Origin of the sequence: Solibacillus sp. FSL K6-1781 (assembly GCF_038630735.1) — a bacterium.
GTDB lineage: Bacteria > Bacillota > Bacilli > Bacillales_A > Planococcaceae > Solibacillus > Solibacillus silvestris.
The window spans coordinates 3,835,908-3,850,568 of record NZ_CP152038.1 but is presented as its reverse complement, the minus strand read 5'-3'; the positions used below and the strand labels follow the sequence as shown (position 1 = coordinate 3,850,568).

At 36.6% G+C, this 14,661-nt stretch carries 15 protein-coding genes; 13 read left to right on the top strand and 2 right to left on the bottom strand.

The features are described from left to right. Positions 1-142 precede the first annotated feature (142 nt). The 10 genes from MHH37_RS19515 to MHH37_RS19470 all read left to right on the top strand — a co-directional run bounded on the left by MHH37_RS19515 (position 143) and on the right by MHH37_RS19470 (position 9,105). A complete protein-coding gene (locus tag MHH37_RS19515) occupies positions 143-448 on the top strand; it encodes a helix-turn-helix domain-containing protein (RefSeq protein WP_008405817.1) in 306 nt (101 codons plus the stop codon). 86 nt (positions 449-534) lie between these two features. Next, positions 535-1,446 (top strand): UDP-N-acetylmuramate dehydrogenase, encoded by a 912-nt coding sequence (gene murB, locus MHH37_RS19510; RefSeq protein WP_014822519.1) that lies wholly within the window; start codon positions 535-537, stop codon positions 1,444-1,446. Between the two features lie 102 nt (positions 1,447-1,548). After that, a complete protein-coding gene (locus MHH37_RS19505; RefSeq protein WP_008405815.1) occupies positions 1,549-2,307 on the top strand; it encodes an exodeoxyribonuclease III in 759 nt (252 codons plus the stop codon). A gap of 74 nt (positions 2,308-2,381) precedes the next feature. Continuing rightward, complete coding sequence (locus tag MHH37_RS19500) at positions 2,382-4,793, top strand: penicillin acylase family protein (protein ID WP_342574318.1); 2,412 nt, start codon at positions 2,382-2,384, stop codon at positions 4,791-4,793. Between the two features lie 255 nt (positions 4,794-5,048). After that, positions 5,049-5,330, top strand: coding sequence for a late competence development ComFB family protein (locus MHH37_RS19495; RefSeq protein WP_014822522.1), 282 nt, complete (start codon positions 5,049-5,051; stop codon positions 5,328-5,330). A 306-nt stretch (positions 5,331-5,636) separates the two neighbouring features. Further along, positions 5,637-6,056, top strand: coding sequence for a transcriptional regulator MntR (gene mntR, locus MHH37_RS19490; protein WP_008405810.1), 420 nt, complete (start codon positions 5,637-5,639; stop codon positions 6,054-6,056). 26 nt (positions 6,057-6,082) lie between these two features. Next, positions 6,083-6,940: a S1-like domain-containing RNA-binding protein gene (locus MHH37_RS19485; protein WP_008405808.1), complete on the top strand. Its 858-nt coding sequence runs from the start codon at positions 6,083-6,085 to the stop codon at positions 6,938-6,940. Between the two features lie 119 nt (positions 6,941-7,059). Next, the gene (locus MHH37_RS19480) at positions 7,060-7,974 is read left to right on the top strand and encodes a DUF1002 domain-containing protein (RefSeq protein WP_008405807.1); all 915 of its coding nucleotides are present in this window, start codon (positions 7,060-7,062) and stop codon (positions 7,972-7,974) included. Between the two features lie 96 nt (positions 7,975-8,070). Continuing rightward, the gene (locus MHH37_RS19475; protein ID WP_008405806.1) at positions 8,071-8,352 is read left to right on the top strand and encodes a GNAT family N-acetyltransferase; all 282 of its coding nucleotides are present in this window, start codon (positions 8,071-8,073) and stop codon (positions 8,350-8,352) included. Positions 8,353-8,697: 345 nt separating this feature from the next. Continuing rightward, positions 8,698-9,105 (top strand): 3-oxoacyl-ACP reductase, encoded by a 408-nt coding sequence (locus MHH37_RS19470; protein ID WP_342574317.1) that lies wholly within the window; start codon positions 8,698-8,700, stop codon positions 9,103-9,105. A gap of 156 nt (positions 9,106-9,261) precedes the next feature. Here the strand turns inward: MHH37_RS19470 and MHH37_RS19465 are convergent, their stop codons facing one another. Further along, positions 9,262-10,782: a succinate CoA transferase gene (locus tag MHH37_RS19465; protein ID WP_008405803.1), complete on the bottom strand. Its 1,521-nt coding sequence runs from the start codon at positions 10,780-10,782 to the stop codon at positions 9,262-9,264. A 333-nt stretch (positions 10,783-11,115) separates the two neighbouring features. Next, positions 11,116-11,766 (bottom strand): LytTR family DNA-binding domain-containing protein, encoded by a 651-nt coding sequence (locus MHH37_RS19460; RefSeq protein WP_008405802.1) that lies wholly within the window; start codon positions 11,764-11,766, stop codon positions 11,116-11,118. A gap of 588 nt (positions 11,767-12,354) precedes the next feature. On the opposite strand from MHH37_RS19460, the gene MHH37_RS19455 reads away from it, so the two are divergent. From MHH37_RS19455 to MHH37_RS19445, 3 genes are all read left to right on the top strand, one after another. Continuing rightward, positions 12,355-13,149 carry a helix-turn-helix transcriptional regulator gene (locus tag MHH37_RS19455; protein WP_014822526.1) on the top strand — a complete coding sequence of 265 codons (795 nt, stop codon included), beginning with the start codon at positions 12,355-12,357 and terminating at the stop codon, positions 13,147-13,149. Positions 13,150-13,438: 289 nt separating this feature from the next. After that, positions 13,439-13,693 (top strand): hypothetical protein, encoded by a 255-nt coding sequence (locus MHH37_RS19450; RefSeq protein ID WP_008405800.1) that lies wholly within the window; start codon positions 13,439-13,441, stop codon positions 13,691-13,693. A gap of 25 nt (positions 13,694-13,718) precedes the next feature. Next, positions 13,719-14,600 (top strand): M15 family metallopeptidase, encoded by an 882-nt coding sequence (locus MHH37_RS19445; RefSeq protein ID WP_342574315.1) that lies wholly within the window; start codon positions 13,719-13,721, stop codon positions 14,598-14,600. The last annotated feature ends 61 nt before the right edge of the window (positions 14,601-14,661 follow it).

Here is a 14,661-nt window from a genome sequence, read left to right as displayed (position 1 = left end):
TTTATGTCATTGAGCAGTTTCAATTATTTTAAATTAACCTGGCAGTAAGCTACTTACTTTTCGTAATTGATGAGAAGTGGTAATATAATATGTAGCAGTTAAATAAATTTAGATTTAGAGTAGTGAATATGAGGTGAAGAAAATGAAAGAATCAGCGCTATGTCCGCGTCTATCGAAAGCAATGGAGCTTGTTGGGAAACGCTGGACCGCTTTAATTATTTATCAATTGTTGGAAGGACCTCAACGTTTCAATGCGATCGAAGCAGCATTGCCGATTAGTGGACGCTTATTGTCGGAGCGTTTAAAGGAACTCGAAAAAGAAGGAATTGTTGAACGTAAAGTATACTCAGAAGTACCGGTTCGTGTAGAGTATAATTTAACAGATAAAGGGCTTTCCCTTGAACAAACTGTTAGAGAAATTGAGATTTGGGCGAAAACTTGGTTATAAATCATGTTGTTTTACTTGTAAAAAGCGTTATAAAAACAGATACTTAAAAAAGTACGTCAGCTTTACAAGAAAGGAAAATGTTTTTTATGACAATTCAACAGTGGGAAAATGATTTATTACAATGGATTCCTTCAACTAATATAAAAATAAATGAAACACTAAAAAAATATACGATGACAAAACTAGGCGGTAAGGCAGATATTCTAGTGCTGCCGAATACAGAAGAGCAAGCAGCAGCTGTCGTTAAGTATGCGTATGAAAATAATGTACCGCTACTCATGCTGGGGAACGGGTCTAATATGGTCGTTCGTGATGGTGGTGTCCGTGGAATCGTCCTGCATTTTGCCTTATTGGATGAAATTCGCATTGAAGGTAATACGGTTTATGCGCAAAGTGGTGCATTGATTAAAGAAGTGTCAAAACAAGTTGCAGCTAAAAGTTTAACTGGGTTTGAATTTGCATGCGGTATTCCAGGTTCGATCGGAGGAGCAATGGCGATGAATGCCGGCGCTTACGGTGGTGAGGTTAAAGATATCGTCACATCTTGTAGGGTACTGACACCGGAAGGAAAGATTCTTGAGCTGAACAACGAACAACTGGAGCTTTCTTACCGTAAAAGTATTATTGCAAAAAAAGGATATCTCGTGCTGTCAGCTACGTTCCAATTAGCGCAAGGCGATCAACAGCAAATCGATGAAAAAATTGCTGATTTAACATTCCAGCGTGAATCGAAGCAACCCCTCGAATATCCTTCAGCAGGCAGTGTATTTAAACGTCCACCAGGTTATTTTGCAGGTAAGCTCATTCAGGATAGTGAATTGCAAGGTAAGGGTGTTGGTGGGGCCGAGGTTTCTACAAAGCATGCAGGATTTATCGTCAATAAAAACAATGCTACGGCAAAAGACTATATCGATACAATTCAAATGGTACAGCGTGTCGTAAAAGAGAAGTTCGATATCGATTTGGAAATGGAAGTAAAAATCGTCGGTGAAGACTAATCTTGAAAGATAAAGTGCAACTCCAACTCGTGCTAATTTAGCGCGAGTTCTCTTTTTTTTAATGGTTAATTTAATATATGTTACATAAAAGGAGTAAGAAAGATGAAATTTATTTCGTGGAATGTGAATGGGATACGTGCATGTGTGAATAAAGGGTTTTTGGATTATTTTCGGGAAATGGATGCGGACTTTTTCTGTTTACAAGAAACAAAATGCCAGGTAGGACAAATTGATCTCCAACTAGAAGGATACTATCAATATTGGCATTCAGCAGTGAAAAAAGGCTACTCCGGTACAGCGGTATTTACGAAACACGAGCCGTTAGCTGTCTATTACGGCATTGAAAATGAAATTGCGGCAGATGAAGGCCGAATCCTTACATTGGAGTATGAAAACTTTTATTTAGTGAATACATACACACCGAATGCAAAAAGAGATTTAACTCGTTTGGAGGAACGGCTGCTTTGGGAAGACCGAATGAGAATATATTTAAAGGAACTTGATGCGAAAAAGCCCGTCATTTATTGTGGAGATTTAAATGTTGCCCATAGTGAACTGGATATTAAAAATGTGAAATCCAATATCGGTAATTCCGGATTTACATATGAAGAGCGCGGAAAGATGACAGACTTACTCACAAGTGGGTTTACAGATACGTTTCGTCATTTCCATCCGGATGTAACCGACCACTTTACATGGTGGAGTTACATGGCGAAAGTACGTGAGCGAAATATCGGCTGGCGCATCGACTACTTTATTATCTCTGACCGACTAGTTGAAAAAATAGAGGAAGCATCTATACATTCAGAAATTTTAGGTAGCGATCATTGCCCTATCGTATTAAAATTAAAAACGGTGTAAGATGAATAGACTAATAGAAATAGAACTTTTACAGCATATTGCTTTGTAAAAAACGAAAAAAAGAGGTGGAATTTATGGCGCAACAGGCGAAAAAGTCAAAAGGACGCAAATTTATTAACATTGTCATTTGGGCAGTTGGGATTTTAATTATTGTAGGTGGTGCAGCGGTAGCAGGATTGCACTTATACGTATCAAATTCTAAACCTGTCATTGAAGGTGAGCTTGCTGTCTCCATTTTAGATGAGGATGTAGAAGTTACGAGAGATGGTGTAGGAGTACCGCACATTGTTGCCAAGTCTGATGCGGATCTTTACCGTGCACAAGGCTATGTACAGGCGCAGGATCGTTTATTTCAAATGGATTTAGCGCGCCGTCAAGCAAGTGGTACATTAGCTGAAGTCGTAGGTGAATCTGCAGTAAATACAGATAAGTTTTTCCGGACATTTAGTTTACGTCATGCTGCGGAACAATCATGGGATGATTATGATGCCCAGTCAAAACAAATCCTGGAGTGGTATACAGAAGGTGTAAATGCTTTTATCGATGAAGTAAAAGATACAAGCAAACTTTCATATGAATTCAAATTACTTGGGTATAAACCTGAAGCATGGACACCGATTGATTCATTGACAATCGGAAAATATATGGCATATGACTTAGGCGGAAACTGGAATCAGCAAGTATTCCGTTCATGGGCAATGCAAAACTATACACAAGAACAAGCTGAAGAATTATTTGTAGAGTATCCAGAAAACGCACAATCAATTATTGAAGCGAATTTAAATCTGGAAACAGATATTGCAAGTGCTATTCCAACAGATTATTTACCATCAGAACATAACGGCAGTAATAACTGGGTTGTAAGTGGCGAGCTGACAAAGTCAGGTAAGCCATTGCTTGCAGATGATCCGCATCTAGGATTAAGCACCCCGTCTGTATGGTATCAAATGCATTTGCAATCACCAGAACAAAATGTAAGTGGTGTAATTTTTGCAGGGATCCCTGGAATTATTCTTGGGCATAACGAACAAATTGCATGGGGCGTAACGAATGTGAACCCAGATGTGCAAGATATATATATTGAAACACCCAACCCGGAAAACCCGTATCAATTTGAATATGACGGCGAATGGGAAGAGGCAACTGTTCGACAAGAGCCAATCAAAGTAAAAGACGGTGAAACGGTGGACTTTGAAGTTGTGGAAACACGCCATGGTCCAATTATTTCCAACATTATGCTTAAAGATACAAAGATGAAAGAGCAGTTCTCTATGCAGTGGACAGCATTACAATCAACACAGGAACTAAAAGCAGTATTAGGTTTCAATAAAGCGACAGATTGGGAAGAGTTTGAAGTTGCGTTAGAGGACTTTAAAGCACCGGCGCAAAACTTTGTGTTTGCTTCAACTGATGGAACAATTGCATACAAAGCAAATGGTCTAGTACCAATCCGTAAACAAGGTACAGGTGCATTGCCAGTGCCAGGTAACTCTTCGGAATACGGTTGGGAAAGCTATATCCCGTTTGATGAGCTGCCAACTGTTATTAATCCGGAAGAAGGGTTTATTGCAACAGCGAATAATCAAGTTGTAGGCGAGGAATACCCTTACCATATTTCAAATCTATGGGCACAGCCTTATCGATATGAGCGAATCGTAGAGATGATTAAAACACCAATGTATGATGAGGAAACAGGTGAATTATTAAAGCTGTCTGTTGCAGAAATGAAAGGGATGCAAATGGATAAAAAGAATTTGCATGCCCTAGAATTTTTACCAGGCTTACTTGAAACGATTAAAGCTCAAGATAAAGATGGCAAATACAAGAATGTCATAACACTTCTGGAAGAGTGGGAGTATTATGATGATAAAGACCAAGGTGCACCACTTGTATACCATTTCTTAATTGAAAATATGGAAAAGGCATTATTCCAAGATGCAATGCCTGAAGATGTTTATAAATTAATGCCAGCTAAATCGCAAATTACCGACCAGATGCTGCGTGATGCATATGCAGGTAATCCGGGTGTCTGGATTACAGAAGAAGGCGGACTGGATAAATTCGTTTACACTGCATTCGAGGATGCAGTTACAAAAATTAAAGGTAAATTTGGGACGTCGGTTTCAAAATGGAAATGGGGCAGCTATAATCAGCTCACATTCGATCATCCATTAGCAAGCGCATCCGACTTTTTAGCGGACTATGTCAACCCTGAAAAACTACCGGTTGGCGGTTCTAGTGTTACCGTACAAGCAGCTTCTGAAGATGGCAGCGGGAATGTAAATCACGGGGCATCATGGCGCTTTGTAGCTGACTTGGATAATTTAAAATCAGCATATCATATTGTTGGTCCAGGGCAGAGCGGACATGTGAAGTCTAAATGGTATGACAACCAAACGTCAAACTGGGTTTACGGCCGCTATCATAAAACAAAAATCAATGGCGATATCGACCATGGTTACGAGTTAATTTTAAAAGCTGAATAGAAGTTTGAATGGATCCTCCCTTTTTCAAAAGGGAGGATTTTTCAATATTTTTTAAAAGTTGCTTTAAATTTTATACGTTAATAAAAGGAGAAAAGTAGTGCAGTATTGATATTGGAATGAGTTAAAATATAGAGTTGAAAATATAAAATTAAAGTAAAATAGTCACATATGCTAATAAAAATGTTTGAGTTATATTACTTCGCGTTATATGATTAAAGAAGACAATCTAGTTATATAAATGAGGCGAAAGATACAATGTCAGGTATTAAATTAATAAATGTTACAGAGGAAATTGTAAAAGGGCTTGTTAGTTTTCTGCTGCATGGCGTTGAATATCAAACATTTTGCCATTGTGAACAATGTGAGATGGATGTGAATGCAATTGTTTTAAATGTATTGCCTGCTCGTTATGTTACGTCAGATGAGACGAGAGATGCTGTATTTAAACAAATGAGCACCCCGGAATATCTTGAGGAAATTAACAAACAAATTATTCGTGCACTTCACATCGTAAAACAATATCCTAAGCATCTATAAGAAATGATATCAATGCGTTTTTATGTATATAAGCAGTTATGATCAAGTTTTTAAAAGATAAAATGAAGAGGTTATTCAATTAGGGGCATACTAATTGCAATAGCCTTTTTCTTTTAACCCATTTTTGCATAGTTTAAAATTGTCACGATTTTCGGCAACAGATGACTAATCCGCTTCCTATGTAACCGGAACCAAATTGTTATGCAGCCAAGCGGATGTATATTTCGGTGTTTACTGTTTTCAGTTAACTTTTTGCGTGAAATTGTAGTAAACTGAAAGGAGCAATTGGAAAGAGAGGGAACAGCTATGCCAACACCTAGCATGGAGGACCACATTGAACAAATTTATCTACTAATTGAACATAAAGGGTATGCGCGTGTGTCCGATATTGCGGAAGCTTTATCTGTTCTACCTTCCTCCGTTACAAAAATGGTGCAGAAATTAGATAAAGACGGCTATTTGATATATGAAAAATATAGAGGCTTAACATTAACGCCAAAAGGGCAAAAGTTAGGAAAGAGACTTGTTCAGCGACATGATTTGCTGGAACAATTTTTGCGTTTAATAGGGGTCGATGAAGAACGTATATATGAAGATGTTGAAGGTATTGAACATCACTTGAGCTGGAATTCCATTGATCGCATTGCTGATCTTGTGCAGCTTTTAGAAGAAGAGCCTCAAATTACAAAGAAGCTGGAAGAAATGAAATCAAATCATAGTATGTAATGATTGACAAGAAAAAGGAGAATATGATGAATCAGTTAATAAAATCAGGACAAGTAGTGGAATTAACGGTATTGGAAGAACAAGGGTCACGCTATATTTTAACAAATGGTGATTTGGAAATTCCTTTAAATGCATCAGATGTAGCAGAAACAATTGCGATTGGCGATGTTTTAAAAGTATTCCTTTATACAGATCGCCGGGGAGACCTTCAGGCAACGACGGCAATTCCTCATATTACAGAAGCGGATTACGGTTGGGCGCGTGTGTTAAAAGTGACAAAAGAAGGTGCTTTTTGTGATATTGGTACGTCACGTGAAGTACTAGTGCGTGCCGAAGATTTACCGGCTATTGAAGAAGTATGGCCAGAGTCAGGAGATCATTTGTATATTACATTACGTACAGATCGCAACGGTGATTTATTTGGTCGTCTAATTACTGAAGAAAAAGTTAATGACATGTATGAAGGCGCAGCGGAAGACATGTTCAACAAAAATATTACTGCTCGACCATACCGTCTATTACCGGTAGGTTCATTTTTATTAGGCGTTGATAACCCTTATCGTATTTTCGTACACGAATCTGAAATGAAGGCTGAGCCTCGTTTAGGACAAGAAGTGCAGGTGCGTATTATTGATGTGAAGGAAGATGGCTCGTTAAACGGATCATTTTTACCTCGAAAGCATGAGCGTTTAGGAGAAGATGCGGAAAAAATCTTTGCATATTTGGAAAGTGTCGGCGGAAAAATGCCGTTTGGTGATAAGTCAACACCAGAGGAAATTTCTGAAATGTTCAAGATGAGTAAAGGTTCGTTTAAGCGTGCACTAGGTACTTTAATGAAAGCGCGCAAAATTACGCAAAAAGACGGCTGGACAGAAATCGTTTAGATACAACTATAAGTAAAAGGGGAAATGTATATGAAACCTTTTACTTTTTTTATTCGTATTAATTAAAGAATGTATAGTAAAATTGGACAACATATACATTCGTAAAGGGGGATTTATAAATGAAACAAAAATGGATGGCTGTTATTGCTGCATTTGTGTTACTGATTTCTTTTGTTTTACCAATGTCTGCTTCTGCGGCTGCTACAGAACAAAAGAATCCAATCAATGAAAAGCTCGGCGTACCAATCGTTGTTTATGGAGGTAATTTATCTGCTGATGAAAAAGAAACAGTGAAAATAGCATTGCGTGTAGATAAAGAGACAGAAATAGATGAAATTACGATTACAGGACAGGATTTAGCAAAATATATAAAAGATAGTAACCCTAGTTCACGCATGTTTTCATCAGCTAAAATTACACGCCAAGATGCAGGCAAGGGACTTACAATTAGTATCGTAACACCAGATAATATTACACAAGTAACATCGGAAATGTATGCAAGTGCCATGTTAACGGCAGGTATTGAAGATGCGATTGTAGAAATTGCAGCACCAAAACCAGTAACAGGTCACTCTGCATTAGTCGGTATATATAAAGCATATGAAGTAAAAACAGGTGAGACATTAGATATTGAACGTACAGATGTCGCAAATGACGAATTATCCGTTGCTACATCACTTGCCGAATCGGCAGGTGTTTCAGATGAACAAGTAGCGGAACTATTAACGGAAATTAAAAAAGCAATTGCAGAAAATAAACCGGCAACAAAAGAAGAGGTTCAGCAAATAGTTGAAGAACAGCTGAATAAACTGCAAATCAATTTGAGTGAAGCAGACCGTCAGCTTTTAGTTGATTTAATGGACCGAATTAGTAATCTGAATATTGACTTCAGTAAATTATCTTCACAGTTATCGGATTTAACGGCAAAGTTCGATGAGAAGTTCGGTGCAATACTGGAGGATGAAGGATTTTGGCAAAGCGTCAAAAATTTCTTCAATAATTTAATCGATACAATTTCGTCCTGGTTCAAATAAAATAGTTTTTAATGAAGGCACTCCTTAACGGGTGCTTTTATTTTTAATGAAAATTCAAATTATGGTATATTGTGAAGTACAAAAGGAGGGAGAAATATGGAATTTATTTATAAAGACAAAGGGAACAACTATGGTGCTCTGGAATATGAGTTGAATGGTCAGCGTGTTGCTGAGATTACTTGGGTTTTACGTGATGGTGTCATGAATATGGACCATACGTATGTATCGGATGTACTGCGCGGTCAAGGGGTAGCCAAAAAGCTTTTAGATGCAGCTGCGGACTACGCACGAGAAAACAATTACAAGATGAATGCCATTTGCTCATATGTCGTTTCTTCATTCCAAAAAAGCGACGCGTATGACGATGTAAAAGTATAGCAATATAAAAAAACACGATTTTCATTTCTTTTGAAAATCGTGTTTTATTATGGAATTATAACTTTCTTTAGATTTACGAACATGGTTGTTTAAAACCCTACAAATAATGAAATCATAGCAGTGATAACTCCTGAGACACCGAGAAGTGCAAAAATTTCCGTACCTTTATATGTAATTTCTTTGTTTTGAAACATATTGAACACTCCTTTTATTTTATTTATATATATTTATCCAATTCAGGTATTTTTTAATCCTATAACAGCAAATGTTTTAAAAGAATTTCGAAGGGTATATTAATTTATATGAAAAGTGAAATTAAATTTCGAATTGGGAGGTAATATTATTATGGCTAAATTAAAAGGTAAAGGCGTTGTAGTTGCTGGATTATTAGCAGGTGCTGCTTCATTTTTAAGTAAAAAGGAAAACCGTGATAAAGCAATGGATTATTTAAACAAAGCAAAAGGGAAAGTGAATGAAAGCGGTGGAGTGCAAGGCCTAATGCAGAAAGTTCAAGACAAATCGGCTGGTTATAGTAATGAAAACGCGCATCCATCATCAACAGGAGATTTAGATACAAATATGGCTAAATCGGCTTCTGTCGGAAAAGAAGATTACAAAGAAGAATCACTGGAAGATGTTGCAGTGACAGCTGGAGACATTGCAGACCATACGCTAGAAGGTAACCAAATGGTCGAAGAAGGCGCTCAAACAACAACAGATTATTACAATCATGAACAGGACAAACGAGCATAAGCGAACAGCTGAACTATATAAAAACAAGGTAGGCGGGAAAGTAGCCTCCTTTTTTTATGATGTGGAGGTTTAATAACGTTTGAACCAAAACGATAAAAAGGGTTTGTCCTGAAACGTTTTAAATCGTTTCAGACAAACCCTTTAACATGTAAAAGATTAAGCGTTAGCTGTTTCTTTTTTCATTGTTTTGTTTTTAGCAAGATTTACGTGCCAAGATAGAGCTTCCTCTAAAATGTGAGGAGTGTGCGCGCCGCCAGTTGCTTCGTAAGCGCGGTTATAGTAATCCCATAACTGCTCTTTGAAATCTGGGTGAGCACAGTTTTCGATGATTAATTTTACGCGCTCTTTTGGAGCAAGTCCGCGTAAATCAGCGATACCTTGTTCAGTTACGATTACGTCTACATCGTGCTCAGTGTGATCTACGTGAGAAACCATTGGTACGATTGAAGAAATCGCGCCGCCTTTTGCGTATGATTTCGTTACGAAGATACCAAGACGAGCGTTACGTGCGAAGTCACCAGAACCGCCGATACCATTCATCATTTTAGTTCCTGAAACGTGTGTAGAGTTTACGTTACCATAAATATCTAACTCAAGAGCAGTGTTGATTGAGATTAAGCCCAAACGACGGATAAGCTCTGGGTGGTTAGAGATTTCTTGTGGACGTAAGCAAATTTTATCAGCATACTTTTCTAAGTTGCCGTATACTTTTTTCTGTAATTCTTCTGTAAGTGTAATAGAAGTTGCAGCAGCAAAGCGTACTTTACCAGCATCAATTAAGTTGAATACTGCATCTTGTAATACTTCAGAAGCAACTACCAAGTTTTCGAATTCTGCATCAGCAAAGCCGTCTAATACTGCGTTTGCTACAGAACCTACACCTGATTGTAATGGCATTAATTCATTAGTTAAACGGCCCGCTTTAATTTCAGAACGGAAGAAGTCTAATAAGATGTTTGCCATGTCCTGCGTTTCCTCATCTGGAGGAACGATTAATGAAGGAGCGTCTGGCTCTTCAGAAATAACGATTGCTTTAATTTTAGCTGGATCTACTTTAATACCGATTTCACCGATACGTTGCTCAGCATTTGTCATTGGAATCGCGTCACGCTTACCTTGTTCACCTGGAACATAGATATCATGAATACCGATCAATGCTTCAGGATGAGAGATATTTAATTCGATAATAATATTCTCTGCATATTCAGCGAAGATTGGTGAGTTACCTACAGAGTTAGATGGGATAATTAAACCGTCTTCTGTAATTGCAACTGCTTCTAAAATTAAGTGTTTAATAGGACCGATAATTCCTTGACGTACTAACTCAGCATTATGAGAAAGGTGTGCGTCTACATAAGAAATTTCGCCTTTGTTAACTAAACCGCGCATTACCGAATCCCCTTGGAAAGGACCACGTTTGTTAATAACACCAGCAGCAGCTAAGTAGTTATCAACTTCAGGACCTAATGAAGCCCCTGTATATACATCAATTTTAAATTTTTCATTTTTAGCACGCTCTACTAATGCCATTGGTACAACTTTAGCATCACCTGCGCGAGTAAATCCTGACATCCCTACTACTGTGCCATCTTGGATTAAAGCAGCAGCTTCTTCAGCAGATACAACTTTATCTACTAATTGTTTTAAACCTAAACGTTTCTCAACTCGTGGATCCATTAAAAAATCCTCCCCTAATAAGTTATTTAATCGTTTGATAAACAGAAAACTTTTATAATTTTCTGTGTTTTTCACCAGGTAGTAAACCGGCATTTATGCTAATATTATCATCAAATTGTCACATTTACTTCACGCGCAACATAAAAGCGCTTAAAAGGTGTTTATTAGAGAAATTTATCGTAAAAGAGAGATAAAAATGAATTGAATGTAAAGCTGGCTGGTTGATTAATTAGCAAATTTGCACAATTAAAATTAACGGAATAGGTAAAAAGGCCAAGGGAGAGGGAGAAAGAATAAAAGCGACCCGTTTGTACGAGTCGCTTTTAAACAATTTTAGAATCCTAAAGAACGGCGGAAGTAGCTTGCATAGCGTTGGCTTACAGGAATACGTGTACCGTCTTTCATGATTAGCAGGAAAGTTGAGTGTGAATCTGGTTGGATTTCATCAATATAATCAATATTAACAATATAAGAACGGTGGCAACGGATGAACGAATCAGGAGCTAAAAATAATTCCAAATCACTTAAGTTCAAGCGGTGGTATCCTTCACGGTGCATCGTTTTTACAAATGTTTTACGCAATTGAGTCTCAAGATAAATTACTTGATTATGTTTAATTGGGTACCAGCAGTCATCAATTTTTACTGTAATATAATTAGTTAAAAATGGAGAAGGTTTTTGAGGGAAGATTGCTGTAATAGCACCTTTTGTTTCACCTTCTTCGATGAGAGGAATACTCATTCCATAATAAGGAACTCCGAATACGTCCGATTCAATGTAAGAATTGATTTTTTGGCCATACGTTAATGCTTTGTATGCAGCTGAACCTTCTTTAATCGGGTCGCCTGGTTTGATTTTTAAGTCTACTTTCTTACTTGGCTGGTAATATAAATACTCATTTGTATCTGAAATAGCAATTGATGTATTTTCAGGGAAAAACTCTTTAATGACTTCCATAATTTCTTCTATTTGTCTTGGATCCACTTTATAACACCTCTTTATAAGCATTTTATACAATTATGAACTATTTTACTACATATTTAAAGAAATTGGGTTGGGAAGATTTTTTAAAATGAAAAATATTTTTTGAACATCTAAAAATGGATTTTTGTCAAAAAGTTTCAGTGAAAAAATAGCGTGAAAATTACTATGCTAAAAGAGTATGATTAAGCGAAATATGCAATTTTTAATTTCCTTTATTTCTATAATTGGAAGTAACCTAATAATTTTGTCCTAGGGGAATTGTTAAAATTAGGTTGAAAGGAAAACTTATAATATGGTAATATTCACTATAGTTACTAATAAAATGTACTATTATGCGGGAAATAAAGCATACTATAGATAGTATAAATATTAAATTGTATAAATAATTACTTTGCTTAATAAAAGAAATTCTACTATGGAATTTTCTTATGATTAATATAATGATATGACTTATTATGAAATGCAGACCTGGCTGATGTAGGAACATAACCATTCTGCAGAATTATGACAATTTCTTGTACATTTCGTATTGGGCTTGTCTTTCTAATAAGTAATAGAAGGTCATTCTGAAGAAAGATGGGGTAACTTATGCAACTACATCAATATTCAATCTCGGAAACAATTTCAAAGCGGTATTTTCAAGAGATTGACAATATCAATCAATATGCTGGTATCGAAGATTTTTTTGTTCTGGAATCTCGATTGATTTTTGAAGTTTATCATTTAGAAGTAGCCAAAGCAAAGAAGACATTACACGAAATTATTGACATATTATCCGTACGCTTCGGAAAACAAGTCATTAAAGTAGTGCGCTCATACTTTGTTACGTTATCATCAATTGTTGCGCGTAAGCTTTTAGATAATCAAGTCCCTTCTAAAAAAGCATTTGCCTTCAATTTAGCTTGTGCAGATATGATTGAAAACAAGATGAAGGATGCCGAGTTTCTGCAGTTTGCAGATGACTTAATCGATTTTTATGTGTACTTTATTGCGGATCGAAAACAGCCTACGTTCCGTCACCAAACAGTAAACAAAGTAATTATGTACATAAATGATGAGCTGGAAAATGATTTAACAGTTGAAAGTATTGCAGCGAACTTCCATATTAGTACGAGTCATTTATCGCGTATTTTCCGTGAACATGTAGGAATTACTTTAGTGGAATACTTAAATGTCCGCCGTGTAGAGGAATCCCAATATTATTTACGTCATACGAATAAAAGCATTACATCAATTTCAGATCAATTTCATTTCTGCAATCAGAGTTATTTCACTAGAATTTTTAAGAAGTACACAGGTGTAACACCTAAGCATTTCCGTGATGAACTGCATCATGAATTTTTCAGATTTGAAATTCCGGAAGTAGCGTACGAAAGTGTTTAATATTCAAAGTTGAATAGTGTATATATAATGGTCCCTTAAACTTTGGGCAGATAAGTTAGTTTAATTTCCTTATTCTTTGTTTAGCTGAAAGTTTCAGAAAAAAAAGAATACTATATGAAAACTCTGCATGGTATATATTATTACATGTAGAGTTTTTTATTTGTAAACAAATTTGTACCTTTGAAGATTTTCAAAATTGCATTATCAATTAAGCTAGTTTTATACTAAACAAAGGTTGAAAATTAGATTGCTAAAGTAGAAAACGTAATCATCATGTAAGGAGAGAATAATGAAAAAATATGAAAGAGCGATATCACTCGTATTAGTGGCAGGAGCTAGTTTAACGGCACTATTTTTTATTGTGAAACAAAATATGGAAGCGGCTATTTTAGCAATGACAATCATGTTTACGTTTACGAATTTTTTCCGTTCACGTACCTTTAAAGAAAAGGGGCATGAAAAAGAAGCAAAATGGATGCAGAAGATGTCGATGATCTTTGCGGTTTTATCGATTATTGTTTTATTTGTTATTGTCACAGGATAAAAATAGAAAAAGAAGGCGAAATGGAATGAACAGAAAAGCAAACAGAAAAAGTCCGATCGCAATGATTGTATCCATTTCAATTATTATTTTAATCGCGATTTTAGGATCTATTTATTATAAATTTGAAGTAGCGCAAACAGAAGAAAAATCTGTTAAACCAAACGAAGTTGAAAATGTAGAGACACAAAATAAAACAAATGAAACCGAAGAACCATTGAAGCAACAAGAAGGAAATGGTGCTGATCTGCCTTCTTCAGATAAAAACGGCGAGAAGCCTCCGACAAATTCCGGTGAGCAGCCAAATCAGCAACCTGCTAAAGAAGCTCCTGTTACGGAAGAAGTGGAGCTTGAAAATGGATATATTGTTGGCCAAAAGCCTGCGACAGAACCTACATTTGTGAAGGGGGTTTTAATCGCGAACAAGAAAAATCCACTACCTGCTACCTACAATAAAGGAGAAGATCCTAAAGCACGAGCAGCTTTTGAAAAGATGGCAAAGGCTGCAATGGAAGAGGGACTAGAGCTTGTTGCATTTAGTGGTTTCCGTTCTTACGATTATCAAAAAACGCTATATGATCGTTATGTAAAGAGAGACGGAAAGGAAGCAGCTGATCGCTATAGTGCAAGACCTGGGTATTCCGAGCATCAGACTGGCCTCGCTTTTGATATTGGGGAAAAAGGCCGTGAAGAGCTGTGGCTGACAAATGAATTCGGCCAAACTGAAGCGGGACAATGGTTAGCACAAAATGCTCATAAATACGGCTTCATTTTACGTTATCCAAAAGGAAAAGAAGATATTACAGGTTTCATGCATGAATCATGGCATTTCCGCTATTTAGAAGGCGAACTAGCTGCAAAAGTTTATGAAGTAGGCGTAACGCTGGAAGAATATTTAGGAATACAATGATACTTGAAGCTGGAATATAAACGAAAAAACCAATTTTCTCACAAGGAGGAAATTGGTTTTT

Bases quoted from the DNA above. Each gene is read 5' to 3' on its own strand.
- MHH37_RS19515 (WP_008405817.1), top strand. From the start codon at position 143: ATGAAAGAATCAGCGCTATGTCCGCGTCTATCGAAAGCAATGGAGCTT.
- murB (WP_014822519.1), top strand. From the start codon at position 535: ATGACAATTCAACAGTGGGAAAATGATTTATTACAATGGATTCCTTCA.
- MHH37_RS19505 (WP_008405815.1), top strand. From the start codon at position 1,549: ATGAAATTTATTTCGTGGAATGTGAATGGGATACGTGCATGTGTGAAT.
- MHH37_RS19500 (WP_342574318.1), top strand. From the start codon at position 2,382: ATGGCGCAACAGGCGAAAAAGTCAAAAGGACGCAAATTTATTAACATT.
- MHH37_RS19495 (WP_014822522.1), top strand. From the start codon at position 5,049: ATGTCAGGTATTAAATTAATAAATGTTACAGAGGAAATTGTAAAAGGG.
- mntR (WP_008405810.1), top strand. From the start codon at position 5,637: ATGCCAACACCTAGCATGGAGGACCACATTGAACAAATTTATCTACTA.
- MHH37_RS19485 (WP_008405808.1), top strand. From the start codon at position 6,083: ATGAATCAGTTAATAAAATCAGGACAAGTAGTGGAATTAACGGTATTG.
- MHH37_RS19480 (WP_008405807.1), top strand. From the start codon at position 7,060: ATGAAACAAAAATGGATGGCTGTTATTGCTGCATTTGTGTTACTGATT.
- MHH37_RS19475 (WP_008405806.1), top strand. From the start codon at position 8,071: ATGGAATTTATTTATAAAGACAAAGGGAACAACTATGGTGCTCTGGAA.
- MHH37_RS19470 (WP_342574317.1), top strand. From the start codon at position 8,698: ATGGCTAAATTAAAAGGTAAAGGCGTTGTAGTTGCTGGATTATTAGCA.
- MHH37_RS19465 (WP_008405803.1), bottom strand. From the start codon at position 10,782: ATGGATCCACGAGTTGAGAAACGTTTAGGTTTAAAACAATTAGTAGAT.
- MHH37_RS19455 (WP_014822526.1), top strand. From the start codon at position 12,355: ATGCAACTACATCAATATTCAATCTCGGAAACAATTTCAAAGCGGTAT.
- MHH37_RS19450 (WP_008405800.1), top strand. From the start codon at position 13,439: ATGAAAAAATATGAAAGAGCGATATCACTCGTATTAGTGGCAGGAGCT.
- MHH37_RS19445 (WP_342574315.1), top strand. From the start codon at position 13,719: ATGAACAGAAAAGCAAACAGAAAAAGTCCGATCGCAATGATTGTATCC.